Genomic DNA, 18,027 nt, shown 5'->3' with positions numbered 1-18,027 from the left:
GGGGAGCCTATCCGTTGATCCAGCGGCCGACCCTGGCCGTCTCCTCGGCCCAGTCGCGGCTCATGCGCAGGGCGAGGAACTGGGTGAAGACCACGTCGAACATCTCCAGGCACCGTTCAAGCAGGAACATTTTCTCCAGAAACTTGGCGTCCGGGTCGTCGCCCTCGTCGTCCTTGGCGGATATTTTCGGCGGTTTGAGGCCCGAGAGGCCGAAGTCGGCGGCGCTGACCTGGACCAGCCACTGGTCCTGGTCCATGGTGAAGAGCAGTTGGGCCTTGTTCACCTTCTTGCCGGTGCGCAGCCCGGTCTTGGCCTCGGTCAGTTCGCCGCGCGGGCTGGAGACGGTGGCCGTCTCGATCCCCTCGCCCTCGCCGCCCTGGACCGAGACGCGCTGCTCCATGTGCACGGTGAAGGTGCGCTTGTCGGCCAGGGAGAAGAGGACCGTGTCGTTGTCGGTCTTGAACCACAGCCAGGTCAGGAAATCCTGGCCCAGCAGGACGTTTTCGCGTTCGACGAGTGAGAGATCCATGGCGCTTCCTTATGCGAAGATGGTGGGTTCGAGGTGTTCAAGTTTTGGGGCCGCTTCTTCGCCGAGGATGTCCATGGCCATGAAGAACGGGGTCAGCGGCTCAAGGTGCAGGTCGAAGGTGAGGGTGAAGTAGTCCTCGAACAGGGCGCGAACCTTGGCGTTGGTCGTGGCCAGCAGGATGCGGTTTGCGGTCGGGTTCCAGATGGCGTCGAAGACCGCCGGGATGGGAAAGGTGCGGGCGCGCAGGCGCAGGGTGACCTGCTCCTTGATCTCGCGCTTGCGGTCGCGGGAGACGAAATTCTTGCCCTGCTCCTTGTTCTGCGCAAGTTCCTTGTTCAGGGCGATGGTGGTGTGCTTTTTGAGCACTGCGGGCGGAATGCGGCGGGTGTCGAGCCGCAGGGCAAAGGCGAAGTAGTCCGCCTTTTCCGGGGGCGACTGGGTCCAGTTGAGGTCCAGCATGTCGTCGATGCTGGTCCAGCCGAAGGAGCGCTCCTCCGCCGTGGCGTCGATGTCCACGAAGCTGAACTGGCGCAGTTTCTCCGGCACCTGCCGCAGCAGGTCCGAGGGCACGTCCTCCATGACCCGGTAGCGTGTCAGCCCGAGGCTGGCGGATAGGATGCTCACGTATATTTCCTCCCGAGATGGCCGTTTTTTCCGAGCCCTTGAGGTATGATCAATCGGGGTCGATGTAAAGGGAATTTCGGGTCGGCGCGCCCGACTTGCCGGGGGCCTCTTGTCTTCTCGTGCCGACACGGCTACAGTTGGTCCAAACAGGAGACATCATGCAAAAACAAGCCGTTGAGGACCTGATAGCCTTTCTTGAGGAAAGGGCCGCCCGGGTGCGGGAGCTGGAGCGCCAGGGCGAGGCCGTCCTGGCCGCCGAGGGGCAGCGCGCCTTTCAGGCCAAGGCCGAGGCCAAGGCCGAACTGCTCGCCGCCTTGAGCGCAGACGCCTGGAAATACACCGAGCGGCTGGACGGGGACAAGGGCACCGAGGTGGCCCGGCGGCTGGAGCAGTTCTCCACCAGCGCGAGCACGGCCCTGCGCATCGGCAGCGTCTTTTTCATGACCGCGCTGCTGTATCCCGAGGACCACAAGCCGGGCGAGCTCAACGACCTCGAAGCGCTCATCGCGGGATTGAAGCGAAAGATATAGCCGGGAAGGCGGCTCTCAGGCCGGGACCTTGAAATCGCGGTCCCTCTGGGCGGTCTTTCTGGCTGCCTGCTCCTTCTGGCCGCGCAGGACGATGGCGTGGACAGCGTCGTCCTGGGCGCGGTCGAGGTCCACGAAGGCGCAGCCCACCGAGCCCCGGTCGTGGCGTCTGACCTTGCACTGCACGTCCTTGGCCATCACCTTGCCATCGAGGATGATGGTCATGACCAGATCGACCCCGGCCTTGATGCGCGGTTTCTCAAAGGCGAAGCCGAGGCCGGTGGCGCTGATGTCGGTGACAGGGTATCGTTTGTTGAGACGGGAGACGTGAACAAAGAGGTTGTCCACCCGGATGCGCAGGGCCTCGCGTTTCTTGGACTGGGCATCCTCGGTCTTGAGGGAGATGCTGAAGCCCAGCGCCTTCTCGTCGATGGGAGCCGCCGAGATCTTTTCCGCTTTTTTCCGTTTCTTCTCAGCGGTCTTGGCGACATTGAAACCAATGGCCTCCTCGCCGCCCTTTCTGGGGGCTGTCGATTTCGCCGCCGGTTTGGACGATTGTTTCGCCTTGCTCGCGGGCTTTTTCCCGCCCCTGGCCTTGGGCTTGGCCCGGCGGGAGAAGAGGGAGGTGAAGAAGTCGAAGAAACCCATGGTTCACCGTCGTGTTGTCGTGAAGCGCAATCGCCGTCAGACCCTATGCAAAAGAGGGGGCTTTGGCAAGGCCCGGGTCAGATTCAGGCGGCCGGGCAAGGCGTATTTTTCCCCGGAAGGGGTTGACATTTCTTGCCTGAAGAGACAAAGAAAAGACAGCATTTCAAGCCACAGACGGGTTGACCGAGGAGGAATAACATGATTGGCGAGCTGCTTTCCGGGATGGCGCACAGCACGGGTGCCGGTTTTGTCGGTGTGTCCCTGATTTTTATCTATCTCGCATGGATTCTGGCCATTGGCGTCATCCGCGTCAAGGAAGCCATGGACGAGGATCACCACCACTAGGCATGATCGGGCGGCTTCGCGCCGGCCTGCGTTTTTCGAAAAAGGGCCGCATCCCGGATGGGATGCGGCCCTTTTCTGGCGTGTTCAAGGCTCAGCGGCTAGGTCTGGCAGGCGGTGGCCCGGCCTTCGAGCACCATGTCGAGCAGGTATTGGCCATAGCTGTTTTTGCTCATGGCGCAGGCCAGCCGCTGCAGTTGGTCCGCGTCGATGAAGCCCATGCGGTAGGCGATTTCCTCCGGGCTTGAGATGATGTAGCCTTGGCGCTCCTGCACCGCGCGCACGAAGCTGGCCGCGCCGTGGAGCGATTCATGGGTGCCCATGTCGAGCCATGCGTAGCCGCGGCCAAGGGTCTGGACCTCTAGGTCGCCGCGCGCGAGGTAGGCCTTGTTGACGTCCGTGATCTCCAGCTCGCCGCGCGCCGAGGGTTTGAGCGCCCTGGCGATGGGGATGACGTCGTTGTCGTAGAAGTAGAGGCCGGTGACTGCGTACTTGGACTTGGGTTTGACAGGTTTTTCCTCGATGGACAGGGCGCGGTAGGCGGCGTCGAACTCCACCACGCCGTAGCGCTCGGGGTCCTTGACCAGATAGGCGAAGACGATGCCTCCCCGGGTCAGGGCGCCAGCCTCCTTGAGGATCGAGCCCAGGCCGTGGCCGTAAAAGATGTTGTCGCCGAGCACGAGGCAGACGGTGTCGTTGCCGATGAAATCCTCGCCGATGAGAAATGCCTGGGCCAGGCCGTCCGGGCTCGGCTGCTCGCGGTATTCGAGGGTGATGCCGAGCTGGGAGCCGTCGCCCAGCAGCTCGCGGAAGCTGGGCAGGTCGTGCGGGGTGGAGATGACGAGGATTTCCCTGATTCCGGCCAGCATGAGGGTGGACAGGGGATAATAGATCATGGGCTTGTCGTAGACCGGGAGCAACTGCTTACTGACCACCCGGGTCAGGGGGTGCAGCCGGGTGCCGGAGCCGCCGGCCAGGATGATGCCTTTCATGGGAGCCTCGCTGGTCCTTTGATTTACTTCGCGCGGGAGTTGGGGTAATCCCCAGTGCACGGACGCCTGCACTATAGGTCCGGGAGAGTTCAAAAATCAACCCGTGACCCGAGCGTCCGGACCAATCATCATCATGAATACGCCATATTTTCAGTTTTCCGGCGGCATCCTTGGAGCCCTGCTCTTCCTGGCCGCGCTGTTCTTCCTCCTGGTCTTCCTGCCCATGAGCATCGTGGCCGAGGCGTTCTCGCGCCTCGGGTTGACCACCTTTCAGGGGGTGCTCATGTTCCTGGCCATCGTGGTGGGCCGGAGCGTGAATATCCCGGTCTACACCAGCCAGCGGCTGGTCATGGTGCGTCGACCCAGAATAGTGACCTGCACCATGGACCGGGCCGGACACGCCTCCTGCCTGGACGAGGAACCCGCCAACGAGTTGAAGAAGCAGGTCTTTGCCGTCAATGTGGGCGGCTTTGTCCTGCCGCTGCTTCTCAGCCTGACCTTTGTGCTGGGCACGGCCCAGGGCGCGGCCGCCGAGGGCTGGGGCTGGATCGGATTCGCCCTGGTCGTGGTGGCGGCCGGTTGCTACGCCATTACCCGGCCCCATCCCCTGACCGGGCTGCGCGTGCCCCTTTTCATGCCCGCGCTGATGACCTTTCTCTCCGTCTATTTCTTCGTGCCCGAGCCCATCCGCCCGCTGGCCGCCTACGTGGCCGGAACCATGGGCACCATCCTGGGCGGCAACCTGGCCCCCCTGCTCACCCCGCGCATCCGAAACCGCATCGCCACGCCGCTGGTTTCCATCGGTGGGGCTGGCACCTTTGGCGGCGTGTTGGTGGCCGGGGTGCTCGCCGTTCTGCTGGCCTGATCCTGCAAGGAGTCGTCATGTCCGAACGATCCGTCACCCTGCGTCTCGCGGTCCCGCTCGCTGCGGGCGAGTGCGTCCACCTCAGCCCGGCCGGGGAGGGTGCGCCGACAGGATGGGCTGTCGCCTCGACCCCGCTGACCGGCCTGCGCGCCGGGGATCGGCTCCGGGGCGGCGATGCGGTCTTGCGGGTGCTTTCGGTGGGCTGGCTGCCGGTCGGTGTATCGGGCGCGTCGCGTCCGCTGCTTCTGCTGCGGGCCGAGGCCGACGCGCCTGCGGGCGAGATGTCCCTGTCTGTCGAAAGGGACGGCTACGCCCTGGCCTGGATCACCCTGAGCGACAAGGGCGCGGCGGGCAAGCGCACCGACGAGTCCGGCCCGCTGGTGGGGACCATGGTGGCGCAGCGGCTTGATCTGGCCCTGGTCCAGGGGTTTGTCATCCCGGACGAGGCAGGGCTGCTCAAGGGGCTCATGGCCGATCTGGCCCTGGTCCAGGGGTTCGACCTGATCCTGACCACCGGAGGGACCGGGGTCGGCCCCCGCGATGTCACGCCCGAAGCCACCATGGCCGTGATCGAGAAAAGATTGCCCGGATTCGAGCGGGCCATGACCTCGGCCAGTCTGGCCAAGACGCCGCACGGGGCCATCTCGCGCGCCGTGGCCGGGACGCTGGGGCAGGCGCTCATCGTCAACATGCCCGGCAGTCCCAAGGCCGTGGCCGAGTGCCTGGAGCCGCTCCTGCCGACCCTGCGTCACGCCCTGGAAAAACTCCAGGGCGACCCCTCGGATTGCGCGGCTTTGCACAAGTAAATCCATTGTTTTTGTGGTTGCAGACCCCGGGAAGACTTGATAACTATGTCGGAATGGATTGTTGCTGGTGCAACAGAAACACCAAATCATAGCAGGAATGTCACTATGCTCCTTATCCGGTCATTGATCATGACCCTGGCCCTGGCGGCCCTGACGGCCCTGGGCACTCCGGCGATGGCTGTGGATGCGGACCCCGAACCCGGGGCGGAATCCCAGGCCGCGGCCGAGAATTATTCCGGGTCCTTCGACCTTGAGCGCTCCGTCAAGCGAGCCCTGGCCCTCAACCCGAACATGACCGCCATCCGGGCGCAGCTCAAGGGCTCGCAGTTTGGCACCCGCTCGTCCTTTGGCAAGTTTCTGCCCTCGGTCGGCGCTGGCTACGGTTACACCTACTACGACCGCAGGCAGGTCACTTCGGGCAAGCATGACGACTGGGTCGCCAACGTCAATGTCAACCAGCCGGTCTTCAAGGGATTCAACCTGCTTGCCACCTGGCAGAAGTCCAAACTGACCGAGGAGTCCAATGCGGCGTCGCTGGACAATGTGGAGCTTTCCCTCATAGCCAGCGTCCAGTCCAACTTCCTTTCGCTGCTCAAGGCGCGCATGGACGTGAAGAGCGGCGAGGATTCCGTGGCCCGTCTCGAATCCCAGCTCAGGGTCATCGACGCCTTTTACGAGGTGGGCCTCAAGCCCAGGTCCGAGGTGCTCGACGCCGAGGTCGATCTGGCCACCGCCCGGCAGGACCTCCTGATCGCTCGCAACAATGTCCTCACCCAGCAGGCGCAGCTCAACACCCTCCTGAACATTCCCCTTGAGGTGGATGTGGATTACGTGGGCGAGCTTGAGCACATTCCCTTTGACCTGACGTTGCAGGAGAGCCTGAACCGTGCCTACAAGAATCGGCCTGATCTGGTCATCGGCCAGAAGAGCGTCGAGATCGCCGAGAAGGACTCCACCATTGCGGCCAGCAGCTTCTACCCCCAGGTGGAGGCCGACTGGAACTACTACAACAAGGGCGTTGACGCGGGCTTGAACCGCGGCAATTCCTATCCCTACACCTCCAAGGAGTATTGGACCGTGGGCGTTGGTGCCACCATGTCCATCTTCGAGTGGGGTGCCGACTACTACGATTACAAGCAGTCCGAGGAGACCATCAAGCAGGTGCAGGCCCAGCTTGAGGATACCCGGCTCAACGCGGGCTTCGAGGTCAAGCAGGCGCTGCTCAACATCAATGAGGCGGCAGACCGCATCTCCGTGGCCCAGAAATCGGTGGAGGCGGCCGAGGAGGCCTACCGCATGGCCGTGGCCCGGTATCAGGCCCAGGTGGGCACCAACACCGACGTGCTCAACGCCCAGGCCCGGCTGACCACCAGCGAGGCGCAGCTCTCACAGGCCCTGGCCGACTACGGCACGGCCATCTCAACCCTCTATGTCGCCATGGGCGAGAAGAATCCCGGCCTGGACACCGGGCGGTAGCCGTGATGTTCGCCCGCCGCACCAGAACGTGGCAGGCGCGGGGCATGGTCTGCGAAAAGTGTGGACTGGAGCTTGCGGCCCACAGGGGTTGTCGTGAGGTGATCCTCCGCTGCCCCTCCTGCGGCGCGGTGTACACCCTCGATCAATACGCGCCCGCGATGGACGACGACTTTGAGGAGGAGATGGGATTTGTCCCCATGGACCGGATTTGATTTCAGCCTGAAAAGGTGCCTGCAACGTGCGGCCAGCGTCATTTCGTTGGCCGCCGTTTTCATTTGCGCGCTCTGGATCGGGCCGCTGCTGGCGGGCGACCCCTCCTGGGAGCCCCTCAAGGAGCGGCTGGTGGCCGACGGCCTTGACCGCGCCCGGGTCGAGGCGCTCTTTGCGGGCGACGATCTGACGTTTTCGTCGGAGATCATGGCCAGGAAGATGAGCGCCCTGCTGGAGACGCGTCTGGCTGGACGCAAGCCCGGCCCGGCCCCCAAGCCCCAGGTCATGGAGCGCTATCTCAATCCCATCCTGCTGGCCGGGGCCTATGCCTTCCACCGCGAGCAGGACGAGTTGTACAGGACCATCGAGGCGCGCTACGGCGTGCCCGGAGAGGTGCTGACCGCGCTGATGCTCGTGGAAACCCGGCTGGGCACGCAGGTGGGCAAGTACAAGGCCATGACCATCCTGGCCAACATGGCCCTAGCCCGCGACCTCGCACTGATCCGCTCCCATATCGGTCGTGACGATCTTTCGCCGGAGAACGAGGCGTGGCTGGCCGGGCGCACGGAACAGAAGGGCAACTGGGCGTATGTGGAGCTGAAATCCCTCATCACCTATGCCGACCGCAACGGACTCGACCCGCTGACCATGCCAAGCTCCATGTACGGGGCCATCGGCCTGTGCCAGTTCATTCCGTCCAGCGCCGTGGCCTATGGACGCGACGGCAATGGCGACGGCCGGGTTGATCTCTTCGACATGACCGACGCCCTGCACAGCATGGCCTACTTCATCCAGCGCCACGGCTGGCGGGAGGGGCTCGATCGCGAGGCCGAGCTCAAGGTCATCTACCGCTACAACCACTCCGAGAGCTACGCCCTGACCATCATGGCCGTGGCCGACAAGCTGCGGAAGACCGCCGAGTTCTTCGGCAACTAGTCGCCGTCGATGAGGCTGTTGTAGAGGTTCAGGCTGCGTTTGAGGAATTCGTCGAAGGTGAGTTGTGACATGGTCCTTTTCTGCGCCTCAAGCACCGCGTCGCGCAGGGACGTGTCTCTGATCAGGCTGGCCAGGGTGTCGGCCATGCCCACGGGGTCGCCCGGCTCCACAAGCATGGCCGGGGCGGTCAGGTCCGGCATGACACCGACGTTGGTGGAGACCAGGGGCCGCTCGGCGGCCATGATTTCGAGTCCTGCCCGGGCGATGGTTTCGGACCACAGCGAGGCCACCACCCCGATGTCCAGCGCCGAGATGCAGGCGGGCACGTCCTGGCGCTCGCCGCTGATGCGGGTGATGTCGCCCAGGTTGTGCGCATCGATGGTGGCCCGGATCTGGTCGCTGGTCATGGCCGTGTCGAATCCGACGAGGAAGAGGCGGACATCGGCGTGTCCGGCGTCGCGCAGTCTCGATACTGCCTCGATGATCTCTTTGTGGCCCTTGACCCGGTCGAAGCGGCCCACAAGGCCGACGACCACATGGTGGGGCGCAAAGCCGAACTCGGCCCGGACCCGCTCGCGCCCGGCCGCATCAAAGGCGAAGCGGGCGGTATCCACGCCACCGTGGATGAGCCAGAGCCCGTGGGCCGGGGTGCGCATGGTGTGCAGGAAGAAATCGGCCATGCGTCGGTTGGTGACCACCACGGCGTCGGCCACGTCGGCGTGAATGAACCGGTTGAGGAAATCGCTGCGCGGCGGCCGCTGGTCGCCCCGGGTGCGTACGAGCCTGAACCCGAAACCCAGCAGCTTGAGCGCGCCCCACAGGAAGAACCCTTCGCCCCGGTGACAGTTGACGATGTCCGGGCGGTGCGTTCTGAGCAGGCGGATGATGTGTCGTGTGGCGGCGGCGAAGCGCAGGGGATTGTTGGTGTTCAGGTCCACGGCCACGGTGTTCAGGCCCATGCTTCTGGCCATTTCATCGGGCTTGGTGTTGCCCTGAGTCAGCACGGTCACCTCGTGCCCGGCATCGGCCAGCAGGCGGCTTAAGATCAGGGCGTACCATGCGGTGGCGTTGTGCCAGCGCACGTTGATGACTTGAAATATTTTCATTGATTCCACCGGTCGAGAGTTATCGATTGCAACCATGACAGGTCGCGACCGCGAAAGCAAGGGTCAATCCCCATGACGGACACGCTGGTTTCCATCATCCTCCCCACTTACAACAGGGCCGGGTTTATCGGCGCGGCCCTGGATTCGGTCTTCGCCCAGAGTTGGCAGCGCTGGGAGCTGGTGGTCATCGACGACGGCTCCACGGACGAGACCGGGGCCGTGCTCGATCGCTACGACGACCCGCGCGTGGTCCGGCTGCGCCAGGAGAACCGGGGGGTTTCGGCCGCGCGCAACGCCGGCATCAAGGCCGCTTCGGGCCGGATGCTGGCGCTGCTTGATTCCGATGACCAGTGGCTGCCGCACAAGCTTATGCGCCAACTGGCCTACATGGACAGGCACGGCTACGACATATGCCAGACCGACGAGATATGGATGCGCAACGGACGCCGGGTCAACCAGAAGGCCAAGTACGCCAAGCCCGAGGGGTGGTTCTTCGAGCAGTCGCTGCACATGTGTCTTATCAGCCCGTCATGCACCATGTTCACCCGGCGCGCCTGGGCGGACATCGGCCCCTTTGACGAAACCATGCCTTCCTGCGAGGATTACGACATGTGGTTGCGCGCCTGCCTGCACTATCCGGTGGGGCTGGTGGCCGAGCCATTGACCATCAAGCACGGCGGCAGGCCGGACCAGCTCTCAAACGCTGTCCCCTGCGCCGACTGGCATCGCATCCGGGCGCTATTCAAGATTCTGCAAGGCGGAAAACTTGACACCCGCCAGCGCGAGGCAGCCCTGGCAGAGTTGGGGCGCAAGGCCTCCATTTATGTGCAAGGGTGCGAAAAACGTGGAAGAAAAGACGAGGCAGAGCGGGTTTGGACCCTGTTTTGCATGGTCCGTGAAGGGAAAGAAGTTCCCCTGAACCCGTGATCCGGCCGTCCGTCTGGCCCTGGCCAATACGGTGCGGACAAAGAGGGAGACAGTGCCGTCCATTGCCAAGCTCATAGATGACCTGCCGGAGATCAGCCAGTCGCGTCTGGTCGCCTCCGGGGTTGGCGTGTGGGTGGCCTGGAAGGGCACGCTGCACAACGCGGTGGAGAACACCTTCCGCGAGTACGGCGCGCTGGTTGTGGCCCGGGAGAGCGACCAGGCCCTGTGGTTCTGCAATACCAACGAGATTTTCCGCGCCCTGGCCCGGCTCCAGATCTGGGCCAGGGTCAATCCGGTCCCGGTCTTCCTGCAAGTGGTGCCGCTGACGCTCCTGATGGGCTACGACATGGAGTATTCCGTGTCCCTGTCCGTGGAGCTGGACAGGCAGGAGTGCCGCGTGCCCGACGACCTGGAGGTGCTCATTCACCCCAAGCTCAAGGAGCGGGTGAGCTCGGTGCCCGGCCTGACCACCGCGGTGGCCGGGATGGCCGACGGGCTGGCCCCGGTGGACTGGCTCGGTCTGCACGCCGACCAGGGGCTCGACTACGAGACCGTGCGCAAATGGTTCTTTGTCATCAAGCCGCTGGGACGGATGTCGGACAAGGACAGCATCCTCGGCTGGCGCGATTTTTCCACCGAAATCGTCGAGCTGCTCAAGCGGCTCGGGCTGCGTTACATTCTGGATGTCAAGGATGGGTTCATCTTCTTTCCCCTCGACAATTTCCGGCTGCTGCGCTCCTTTTGCAGCGAGATCCTGACCCTGATCAAGTCGGTCAAGGATGACCCGGACAAGCAGTACTGGCCCGTGGTCATGGCCGCCGTGTCCCAGGGCGCCCTTCAGTTCACCGGCGATCTGCCCAAGAAGATCGGGCTCGACTGGAACCGGCTGGCTCCCGACTTTCCCCATGTTCGTTTCATGGACGGCTTCCTGCTCTCCGAGTGGTTCCGCATGAACGAGGCCCGTTACGGCACCGACGCGGTCTCTCTTGACTCCTGGTGCACCATCGCCCTGCGCGAGGGTGGCGAGAAGTTCGGGCACGGCACCATGCAGGTGGCCCTGCCCGTGGCCTTCACCGGGGCCGACGGAGGCGAATGCTTCTATTGCGGCCAGAAGAACCACACGCCAGACCTGTGCCCGACCAAACATCTGGCCACGCCCCAGCCCCAGGTATGGCACCTGCTTGCCAAGACCGATGTCAAGGAATTCTCCAAGGGATTCGCCGGGATTGATTCCATGGTGCAGGGCAAGGATTTTGTCCAGGCCATGCACGACGTGGTGCATGCCAAGAACACCCTGGAAAGCCTGTTGGCCCGGGCCGTGTACGAGATCAATTGCCCGGGGCAGATCAGGACGCTCAAGCTGGTCTGGCGCACCCGGGGCAAGGATTGGGGCGAGGGCCTCAAGCAACTGGCCCCCCAGGAGGGGGAGTTTGTCTGGGACGCCATGCAGGGGTTGGTGGACAACGAACGCGCCCAAACCGAGGAGTTGATCAAGCAGGCGCAGATCAAGTATCCGCGCAGCTACCAGCCGCATTCGCTGCTCGGGTTCTGGAACGTGGAGGGGGGCGACCTGGATCAGGCCCTCTTCCATTGGCAGGAGGCGGAGCGGATGAGCTATACCCCGCTCCAGCAGGGCTATTTCGCATACCTCCAGGCCCGGTTGATGGAGGTGCAGGGCAACCTCAAGGATGCCATCAACGGCTATCGACACGCCAATACCTTTTCTCCCACCTGGATAGATCCGGTCTATCGGCAGGCCGTGTGCATGGTCAAGATGGGCTTTACCGGTCAGGCCATGGACATGTTCTGGGACCTGATCGGCCGCGACCCGTTTGTATTCAACCGCATTCTGGTGGACCCCGAACTGGACCGGGGCCGCGTCCAGCTCATGAGTTCCCTGTGGGAGTGGTGGAGCGAGGTGGAGAAGGAGGCCTTGGAGACGCGCGAAATCGTCACCCGGCTGACCGAGGACATCGGCAAGCGGTTCGACGAGAGCCATGCCTATTTCGAGACGGCCAACGAGGAACTGGAGCGGCTGCGCAAGCTCGGTGCCACCACCAACTTCGTGGCCTACCGGCTCCTGATCCGGGGCGCGGAAAAATTCTCGGCCAGCCTGGACGAAGAGGTCAGGCGCGAGGTCAAGCGCATCACTGCCAATATCGAATACCAGGCCGACCGCGTCAGGACCATCCAGAAGGAGGCAGCCTGGTTCCCCTTTCCCAAGCTGCTGCTGGAGTTCAACAAGGACTTCAACTTCTGTGTGGACAAGATCAACTGGATCAAGACCCAGCCCCTCAAGGATGCCGACAATTTTCGCAAGTCTCTCCGGTTTCTCGAAGAGATAGAGGAGCGCATCGACGCCCTGCAGGGGCGGCTGGTGACGCTGCGCATCATTCGGGACGGCACCCTCTTCGTGCTCATGCTCGGCCGCAATTTCATCTGGTTCGAGCTTGTCGGACTCGGGCTTGCCCTGATCGCCATTCCGAGTCTGCTCTATTTTGCCCGCGATGTGCAGGGCAACTGGATTCTCGAAGTGATCCGAAACCAGCGGTGGGAGTTCACCAAGGGGCTGGTCATCATCCTGAGCATCCTGTGTCTGGCCCTGGCCGCCGTCAAGAGCGCCTTCACCTTCGAGAAACGCAAGCGCGAACTCTTCGAGCAACTTGACGAGGAAATGCGCCAGAGTGCGCCGCGTCGCTACTGATTCTTCATCCACACTCCTTCCATTTGCCGCCATTTGCGGGTAACAATGAAAGCATGCCATGTTTTTTCAGCAAGCGGAGGCGGCATGCACAAACTCGTTCTGGTCCGGCATGGGCAAAGCGAATGGAATCTCGAAAACCGGTTCACCGGCTGGACCGACGTGGACCTCACGGCCCAGGGGGTGCGCGAGGCCGTGGAGGGTGCCCGCCTGCTGCGCGAGGGCGGCTTTGATTTCGATCTGGCACATACCTCGGTGCTGCGCCGGGCCATCCGCACCCTGTGGCTGCTCCAGGAGGAAATGGACCTGATGTGGCTGCCAGTGTTCAAGACCTGGCGGCTCAACGAGCGGCATTACGGCGCGCTCCAGGGGCTGAACAAGGCCGAGACCGCCGCCCGTTACGGCGACGAGCAGGTCTTTGTCTGGCGGCGCAGCTTCGATACCCCTCCGCCGCCCCTTGATCCGGACGACGAGCGCCATCCCGGCCGTGACCGGCGCTACGCCTCCCTTGCGCCGGGCGAGCTGCCGCTCTGCGAGAGCCTCAAGGAAACCATCGCCAGGACCATGCCCTATTGGTTCGAAACCGTGGCCCCGCAGATTCGGGCGGGCAGGCGGGTGCTCATCGTGGCCCATGGCAACTCCCTGCGCGGGCTGGTCAAATACCTCGACGGCATGGACGAGGAGGCCATCACCAAGCTGAACATCCCCACCGGCCTGCCCCTGGTCTACGAGCTGGACGACGATCTCAAGGCCACCAATCGCTACTATCTGGGTGATCCCGAGGAGGCGGCCAGGGCCGCGGAAGCGGTTGCCAATCAGGCCCGGGGCGGGTAGACCTTGCCCGTCATGGACGGGAAACTCTTCACAACCCACCTGCTCGACTGGTACCACGCCAACGGCCGCGACCTGCCCTGGCGGCGTGATCCGTCGCCCTATGCCGTCTGGATCTCCGAGATCATGGCCCAGCAGACGCAGATTGACCGTGTGGTGGGCTATTTCGAGCGCTGGATGGACCGATTTCCCGATCTCGTCACCTTGGCCCAGGCCAGGGAAGAGGACGTGCTCAAGGCCTGGGAAGGCCTGGGCTACTACTCCCGCGCCCGTAATATCCTGCATGGAGCCGTGATACTGGCCCGCGAGCACGGGGGCGTGTTTCCGTCCGATCCTGCCGCCATACGCGCCTTGCCCGGGGTAGGAGCGTATACTGCTGGGGCCGTGGCCAGCATCGCCTTCGGTCTGCCCGAACCGGCCGTGGACGCCAACGTGCTGCGCGTCTTTGCCCGGCTGCTCGACCTGGATTCGCCGGTGAGTCAGGCCCCTGTCCGCCGGACCGTGGAGCAGGCCGTGCGCTCGCTCATCCCGGATGACAGTCCGGGCGATTTCAATCAGGCCCTCATGGAGCTTGGCGCCCTGATCTGCGCCAGGCGGCCGGGGTGCAGGCTATGCCCGGTGGCGTCTCACTGCCTGGCTCGGGCTGCCGGGGTGGCCGAGGCGCGTCCGGTACTCAGGCCGCCCAGGCCGGTCATGCGCATCGAGATGGCCACCGGCGTCCTCGTCCACCAGGGGCGGGTGCTCATCCAGAAGCGGCGGCCCGGCGATGTCTGGCCCGGCCTGTGGGAGTTCCCGGGCGGCTGCCTCGAAGCGGGCGAGACCCCGCGACAGGCCCTGGTGCGCGAGTATCACGAGGAGGTGGAGCTGGCCGTGGAGCCCTTGGACAAGCTCACTGTGGTGGCCTATGCCTACACCCGATACCGCGTGACCATGCACTGCTACCTGTGCCGGTATGTCGGTCCTGGCGAGCCGCGCCCGGTGTTCAACGAGGCGGTGGAGGGCGGGTTTGTCCTCCCGGCCCGGCTGCACGACCACGCCTTTCCGGCCGGGCACCGTCGGCTCATTGAGTTTCTGGAGCGTGACCGCCGTCTGCCTTGACCCCTCTCTGTCGATCCAAAATCCCGAATCTTCACCTCTTTCCTGCTCATTGCCCGAAGAGGCACACTCCTTGCTTTGTCCCTGGCGGAGGCGTGGATTCATGCCAAAATTTTGACCTCGGGAGAATTGCCATGACCATGGGCACCAGTGCGGAGTATGACGCCCTCGCTCATTTGCTGACCAGTGGGCAGGCCAACCAGTCGATGGCCGAAGGCGCGGGCCGCAACGGTCGGCGCGACGGAGCCATGCAGGCCGCCTTTGAGACGCAGATGCGCATGGCGCGGACCCTGTTCGGCGAGAAGGGGAGCTACGGATCGGAACCCGGCGGCATCGGGCTGGACGTTTCCATTGTCAACGACGCCCTGATGTTCGAGGCCCTGTCCACCATCAACCGGCTCATGCGCGACGAGGCCGGACTGTCGTCGAGGTCGGGGGCGATTCGCCCTTCCGGGCAGGATGGCGGTGAAACCGGGCAGGCGGACAAGCAGCCCGTGGCCCGTTCTGGTGCGGACACCGGGGAGGTGGGCGCGCTATCGGCCCGTTTCGAGTCCGGCGGGGCCGGGGTGGCGGCCATCGGGTACGACCGGGTGGGCGGCACCTCTTACGGCATCTATCAGATTGCGTCCAAGCCAGGGACCATGGACAGATTGTTGACCTATCTCGACGAGCGCGCTCCGGCCTGGGCCGAGCGGCTGCGCGGGGCGGGCGAGGCGGATACCGGGTCCACCCGGGGGGCCATGCCCGAGGCGTGGAAGGCCATTGCGGCCGAGGACCCGGAGCGCTTCGGCCGCTTGCAGCACGACTTCATCACCCATCAGAGTTACGCGCCCGCCCGGGCCATGATTCTCGACCAGACCGGGCTCGATTTCGACAACGCGCCATCGGCCCTGCGCGAGGTGCTGTGGAGCACGGCCGTGCAGCACGGGCCAACCGGCGCGGCCAGGATTTTCGGCAAGGTCATCGACCGGTTCGTCACCTCGGCTGGCGAAGGGGAATTCAACGAGAAACTCATCGAGGGCGTGTACGACACCCGCAAGGGGCAGTTCGGCTCGTCCACGGACCGGGTCCGCCGCAGCGTGGTCAGCCGTCTCAACGAGGAAAAGCAGCTGGCCCTGAACCTGCTGGACCATACCCCGCTGAGCCGCATGGTGTAGGTTGCATCGGGAAATGTCGGAAGCAGGGCGATTTTCTGGCGCCGCGGGATATTGACAGAGTCACTCGGGCCTTTCTCGGCAACCTGAGGCGCGGGAAACCGCGCCTTTTTTTATCGCGAAAGGGCTGTCTCGATGTCCGGGTCGAGGTCTACGCGCAGGGTGCCCAGCCGCTTGTCCACCAGCACCTGGCCGTGGGACAGTCCCTTGACCTTGCGCACGTCCTTGATCAGGGCGTACATGACCTCGGCCTTGCCGTCGCTGCGGCTGTGGCTCTTGATGGCGCAGAGCCGTGCGGCCTCGATCAGGGTCTGCTCGGGCACCTCCTGGGCCGGGTGGTCGCGCTTGAGGATGACATGGGAACTGGGCCCGTCCGCCAGATGAAACCAGTAGTCAAAGGGGCTGGCCGCCCGGCCGAGCATGTCGTGGTTGGCGCGTTTGTTCTTGCCGCGCACCAGGGTGAAGCCATCGCTTGAGCGGAAGACCGATACCGCCAGCCCCCGGTAGCGCTTCGGCAGCGGAGCCGGGCCGCCGGGCAGAGGGATGTCGGGGTGGTCGCTTCCGGGCGCGGGGCGCAGTTCGCCGCGCTCCAGCCGGTCGAGCTGGTCCAGCAGTTCGGCGCGCCGCCTGCGCACATGGGGAAACCCCCGTTCGGCCTTGGCCGCCCGCTTGAAATAGAGGGCCATGTTCTCCGTGGGCGAGAGGTGGGGGTTGAGGGGGACGGTGATCGGCCCGTGCTCGGGATGGGTCGTGGGGACCTCGTCCAGGGACCGGGCGTCCTTGAACCGGTACAGTTCGGCCTGGAGCGCCTCTGCCAGGATTTTTTCGCTGGCCAGGGCGTGCAGGCGCGTCTCTTCCTCGTCCAGCCGGGCGAGATTCCTTTTGATCTTCTTGCGTTCGCGCTTGAGCTGCACCTGCTCCGGCCGCTCGGCCTCCATCTCCAGCAGCGGAAAAAGCGTGCGCTGGCCATGGGCGTTGGCCGCCTCCAGGGCCGAGTCGAAGCGCTCGTCGTCCGGGCCGGAAGGCCAGACAAGGGGCGGCGCGTCCGGCCCGGCCGGAAGGTGGAAGCAAGGCGTCGCGCCCGAGGCCGTATCCAGGTAGAGCCGGTGGGCCTCGTCACCCGGCAGGTCGGCCAGCGCCCTGCGCAGGAGCGGCGATATCTGCGGCGCGTCGCGCCAGATGTCGGGATCGTCGAGCACATCGCTGATGGCGGGCCATTCGGGTTCGGCACCGAAGCCGGGCTCCAGTTCGTCTGCCAGGCGCATGCCCTCGCGCAGGTCGAGGACCAGATGGGTGCCGCCGGGCGGATCATGGCGCGGGGTCAGCGTGAGGGCCAGCCGCAGGGTGGGCCAGTCCGCTGTCCAGCCGATGATCTTGCGGTTGCGCAGCCGCTTGCGAAACCACATGGCCTGGGCAGGGGCATCCTGCGGATTGGGCGGCTTGATGGGGGAAAGGAAAAGAAGACCGGCCGATCTGGCCGGTCTGAAAAGCAGATGGAGCGGTTCGCCCGTGTTCTGGATGGTCAGGGTCCAGACGCCCGGAGCCGGGGCAAAGACCTTGTCGATGCGGCGGCCATGGAGCAACTGGCCAAGTTCGGCTGCAAGGAAGCGGAAGAAATTGGCTTCCATGGTTTCACCGGGTGTTGGCGGACTCTGGCGGGCGCGACCAGAGGCCTGTTAGTCGCCCCGGACGGCTTCGTCCTCTTCCTGTTTGCTCTTGCAGTTGATGCACAGCGTGGTCATGGGCCGGGCCTTGAGGCGGGCGATGGAGATGTCATCGCCGCAATCGACGCAGATGCCGAAGTCGCCATCCTCGATGCGGGTGATGGCTTTCTGGATCTTCTTGATCAATTTGCGCTCGCGGTCGCGCAGGCGCAGGGTGAAGGCCCTGTCAGATTCTGCTGTGGCGCGGTCGGCCGGATCGGCGTAGACTTCGCCCGACTCGGTCATGTCCTCGAGGGTTGCCTCGCTCTTGCGCAGGATGTCGTCGAGCATGCCATTGAGGGTATCCTTGAAGTATTGAAGGTCTTTCGCGTCCATACATCTCCCCTGACTGGGCAACGGGTCGGTTGAGGGGTTTCATTGATCCGAAATCAACGAATTAAAGCGCGTAGGTATACCAAAACCGACCTAAAAGTAAAGCCTTTCCATTAGTCGAAAAATTCCAGGGTGTTCATGTGCTCCATATTTGCGGGAGAAATGGAAAAATGGGCTTGACACCTCAAGGGGTCGTGGGTAAACAGGGTTTCGCTTTTACGA

General features: G+C 64.0%; 19 protein-coding genes. 12 read left to right on the top strand and 7 right to left on the bottom strand.

Going from position 1 to position 18,027, the window contains the following annotated elements; genetic code table 11:
* Window positions 1-7 precede the first annotated feature (7 nt).
* On the bottom strand, window positions 8-529 hold the full coding sequence (locus QQS14_RS07440) for a hypothetical protein (protein WP_285906342.1): 522 nt from the start codon (window positions 527-529) through the stop codon (window positions 8-10).
* Window positions 530-538: 9 nt separating this feature from the next.
* Window positions 539-1,153 (bottom strand): recombination-associated protein RdgC, encoded by a 615-nt coding sequence (rdgC, locus tag QQS14_RS07435; protein ID WP_285906341.1) that lies wholly within the window; start codon window positions 1,151-1,153, stop codon window positions 539-541.
* Between the two features lie 158 nt (window positions 1,154-1,311).
* Between rdgC and QQS14_RS07430 the strand changes: the two genes are divergently transcribed.
* Window positions 1,312-1,683: a hypothetical protein gene (locus QQS14_RS07430; RefSeq protein WP_285906340.1), complete on the top strand. Its 372-nt coding sequence runs from the start codon at window positions 1,312-1,314 to the stop codon at window positions 1,681-1,683.
* A gap of 15 nt (window positions 1,684-1,698) precedes the next feature.
* On the opposite strand, the gene QQS14_RS07425 is transcribed toward QQS14_RS07430, so the two are convergent.
* Complete coding sequence (locus QQS14_RS07425) at window positions 1,699-2,328, bottom strand: PilZ domain-containing protein (protein WP_285906339.1); 630 nt, start codon at window positions 2,326-2,328, stop codon at window positions 1,699-1,701.
* A 198-nt stretch (window positions 2,329-2,526) separates the two neighbouring features.
* On the opposite strand from QQS14_RS07425, the gene QQS14_RS07420 reads away from it, so the two are divergent.
* Window positions 2,527-2,673: a hypothetical protein gene (locus QQS14_RS07420; protein ID WP_285906338.1), complete on the top strand. Its 147-nt coding sequence runs from the start codon at window positions 2,527-2,529 to the stop codon at window positions 2,671-2,673.
* Between the two features lie 98 nt (window positions 2,674-2,771).
* Here the strand turns inward: QQS14_RS07420 and rfbA are convergent, their stop codons facing one another.
* Entirely contained in the window at window positions 2,772-3,662 is an 891-nt protein-coding gene (gene rfbA, locus QQS14_RS07415; RefSeq protein ID WP_285906337.1) for a glucose-1-phosphate thymidylyltransferase RfbA, read from the bottom strand.
* A gap of 133 nt (window positions 3,663-3,795) precedes the next feature.
* Between rfbA and QQS14_RS07410 the strand changes: the two genes are divergently transcribed.
* The 5 genes from QQS14_RS07410 to QQS14_RS07390 all read left to right on the top strand — a co-directional run bounded on the left by QQS14_RS07410 (window position 3,796) and on the right by QQS14_RS07390 (window position 7,955).
* Entirely contained in the window at window positions 3,796-4,527 is a 732-nt protein-coding gene (locus QQS14_RS07410) for a DUF1614 domain-containing protein (RefSeq protein ID WP_285906336.1), read from the top strand.
* 17 nt (window positions 4,528-4,544) lie between these two features.
* Window positions 4,545-5,333, top strand: a complete 789-nt coding sequence (locus QQS14_RS07405; protein WP_285906335.1) for a MogA/MoaB family molybdenum cofactor biosynthesis protein — start codon at window positions 4,545-4,547, stop codon at window positions 5,331-5,333.
* Window positions 5,334-5,438: 105 nt separating this feature from the next.
* On the top strand, window positions 5,439-6,809 hold the full coding sequence (locus QQS14_RS07400) for a TolC family protein (RefSeq protein ID WP_285906334.1): 1,371 nt from the start codon (window positions 5,439-5,441) through the stop codon (window positions 6,807-6,809).
* A 5-nt stretch (window positions 6,810-6,814) separates the two neighbouring features.
* On the top strand, window positions 6,815-7,021 hold the full coding sequence (locus QQS14_RS07395; RefSeq protein WP_285906394.1) for a dual CXXC motif small (seleno)protein: 207 nt from the start codon (window positions 6,815-6,817) through the stop codon (window positions 7,019-7,021).
* On the top strand, window positions 6,999-7,955 hold the full coding sequence (locus tag QQS14_RS07390; RefSeq protein ID WP_285906333.1) for a lytic murein transglycosylase: 957 nt from the start codon (window positions 6,999-7,001) through the stop codon (window positions 7,953-7,955). Before QQS14_RS07395 ends, QQS14_RS07390 begins: the two co-directional genes overlap by 23 nt.
* On the opposite strand, the gene QQS14_RS07385 is transcribed toward QQS14_RS07390, so the two are convergent.
* A complete protein-coding gene (locus QQS14_RS07385) occupies window positions 7,952-9,061 on the bottom strand; it encodes a glycosyltransferase family 4 protein (protein ID WP_285906332.1) in 1,110 nt (369 codons plus the stop codon). The genes QQS14_RS07390 and QQS14_RS07385 overlap by 4 nt on opposite strands.
* Window positions 9,062-9,133: 72 nt before the next feature.
* On the opposite strand from QQS14_RS07385, the gene QQS14_RS07380 reads away from it, so the two are divergent.
* The 5 genes from QQS14_RS07380 to QQS14_RS07360 all read left to right on the top strand — a co-directional run bounded on the left by QQS14_RS07380 (window position 9,134) and on the right by QQS14_RS07360 (window position 15,772).
* Entirely contained in the window at window positions 9,134-9,988 is an 855-nt protein-coding gene (locus tag QQS14_RS07380) for a glycosyltransferase family 2 protein (RefSeq protein ID WP_285906331.1), read from the top strand.
* Between the two features lie 52 nt (window positions 9,989-10,040).
* A complete protein-coding gene (locus tag QQS14_RS07375; RefSeq protein WP_285906330.1) occupies window positions 10,041-12,692 on the top strand; it encodes a tetratricopeptide repeat protein in 2,652 nt (883 codons plus the stop codon).
* An 84-nt stretch (window positions 12,693-12,776) separates the two neighbouring features.
* Window positions 12,777-13,523 (top strand): 2,3-diphosphoglycerate-dependent phosphoglycerate mutase, encoded by a 747-nt coding sequence (gene gpmA / locus QQS14_RS07370; RefSeq protein ID WP_285906329.1) that lies wholly within the window; start codon window positions 12,777-12,779, stop codon window positions 13,521-13,523.
* Window positions 13,524-13,535: 12 nt separating this feature from the next.
* Window positions 13,536-14,618 (top strand): A/G-specific adenine glycosylase, encoded by a 1,083-nt coding sequence (gene mutY, locus QQS14_RS07365; RefSeq protein ID WP_285906328.1) that lies wholly within the window; start codon window positions 13,536-13,538, stop codon window positions 14,616-14,618.
* 131 nt (window positions 14,619-14,749) lie between these two features.
* A complete protein-coding gene (locus QQS14_RS07360; RefSeq protein ID WP_285906327.1) occupies window positions 14,750-15,772 on the top strand; it encodes a VgrG-related protein in 1,023 nt (340 codons plus the stop codon).
* 110 nt (window positions 15,773-15,882) lie between these two features.
* On the opposite strand, the gene QQS14_RS07355 is transcribed toward QQS14_RS07360, so the two are convergent.
* Together QQS14_RS07355 and dksA are read right to left on the bottom strand one after the other, a co-directional pair.
* The gene (locus QQS14_RS07355; protein WP_285906326.1) at window positions 15,883-17,397 is read right to left on the bottom strand and encodes an NFACT RNA binding domain-containing protein; all 1,515 of its coding nucleotides are present in this window, start codon (window positions 17,395-17,397) and stop codon (window positions 15,883-15,885) included.
* 48 nt (window positions 17,398-17,445) lie between these two features.
* Window positions 17,446-17,808 (bottom strand): RNA polymerase-binding protein DksA, encoded by a 363-nt coding sequence (dksA, locus tag QQS14_RS07350; protein ID WP_285906325.1) that lies wholly within the window; start codon window positions 17,806-17,808, stop codon window positions 17,446-17,448.
* Window positions 17,809-18,027 lie beyond the last annotated feature (219 nt).

This window comes from Pseudodesulfovibrio pelocollis, from assembly GCF_030282845.1.
Classification (GTDB): Bacteria; Desulfobacterota; Desulfovibrionia; order Desulfovibrionales; family Desulfovibrionaceae; genus Pseudodesulfovibrio; species Pseudodesulfovibrio pelocollis.
Note: the sequence above shows the minus strand (reverse complement) of the source record. Positions and strands in the feature narration are given on the sequence as shown.

What these genes read in the sequence shown, in the direction of transcription:
- QQS14_RS07440 (WP_285906342.1), bottom strand. Translation starts at nt 529, where the DNA reads ATGGATCTCTCACTCGTCGAACGCGAAAACGTCCTGCTGGGCCAGGAT.
- QQS14_RS07430 (WP_285906340.1), top strand. Translation starts at nt 1,312, where the DNA reads ATGCAAAAACAAGCCGTTGAGGACCTGATAGCCTTTCTTGAGGAAAGG.
- QQS14_RS07425 (WP_285906339.1), bottom strand. Translation starts at nt 2,328, where the DNA reads ATGGGTTTCTTCGACTTCTTCACCTCCCTCTTCTCCCGCCGGGCCAAG.
- QQS14_RS07420 (WP_285906338.1), top strand. Translation starts at nt 2,527, where the DNA reads ATGATTGGCGAGCTGCTTTCCGGGATGGCGCACAGCACGGGTGCCGGT.
- rfbA (WP_285906337.1), bottom strand. Translation starts at nt 3,662, where the DNA reads ATGAAAGGCATCATCCTGGCCGGCGGCTCCGGCACCCGGCTGCACCCC.
- QQS14_RS07410 (WP_285906336.1), top strand. Translation starts at nt 3,796, where the DNA reads ATGAATACGCCATATTTTCAGTTTTCCGGCGGCATCCTTGGAGCCCTG.
- QQS14_RS07405 (WP_285906335.1), top strand. Translation starts at nt 4,545, where the DNA reads ATGTCCGAACGATCCGTCACCCTGCGTCTCGCGGTCCCGCTCGCTGCG.
- QQS14_RS07400 (WP_285906334.1), top strand. Translation starts at nt 5,439, where the DNA reads ATGCTCCTTATCCGGTCATTGATCATGACCCTGGCCCTGGCGGCCCTG.
- QQS14_RS07395 (WP_285906394.1), top strand. Translation starts at nt 6,815, where the DNA reads ATGTTCGCCCGCCGCACCAGAACGTGGCAGGCGCGGGGCATGGTCTGC.
- QQS14_RS07385 (WP_285906332.1), bottom strand. Translation starts at nt 9,061, where the DNA reads ATGAAAATATTTCAAGTCATCAACGTGCGCTGGCACAACGCCACCGCA.
- QQS14_RS07380 (WP_285906331.1), top strand. Translation starts at nt 9,134, where the DNA reads ATGACGGACACGCTGGTTTCCATCATCCTCCCCACTTACAACAGGGCC.
- gpmA (WP_285906329.1), top strand. Translation starts at nt 12,777, where the DNA reads ATGCACAAACTCGTTCTGGTCCGGCATGGGCAAAGCGAATGGAATCTC.
- mutY (WP_285906328.1), top strand. Translation starts at nt 13,536, where the DNA reads ATGGACGGGAAACTCTTCACAACCCACCTGCTCGACTGGTACCACGCC.
- QQS14_RS07360 (WP_285906327.1), top strand. Translation starts at nt 14,750, where the DNA reads ATGACCATGGGCACCAGTGCGGAGTATGACGCCCTCGCTCATTTGCTG.
- QQS14_RS07355 (WP_285906326.1), bottom strand. Translation starts at nt 17,397, where the DNA reads ATGGAAGCCAATTTCTTCCGCTTCCTTGCAGCCGAACTTGGCCAGTTG.
- dksA (WP_285906325.1), bottom strand. Translation starts at nt 17,808, where the DNA reads ATGGACGCGAAAGACCTTCAATACTTCAAGGATACCCTCAATGGCATG.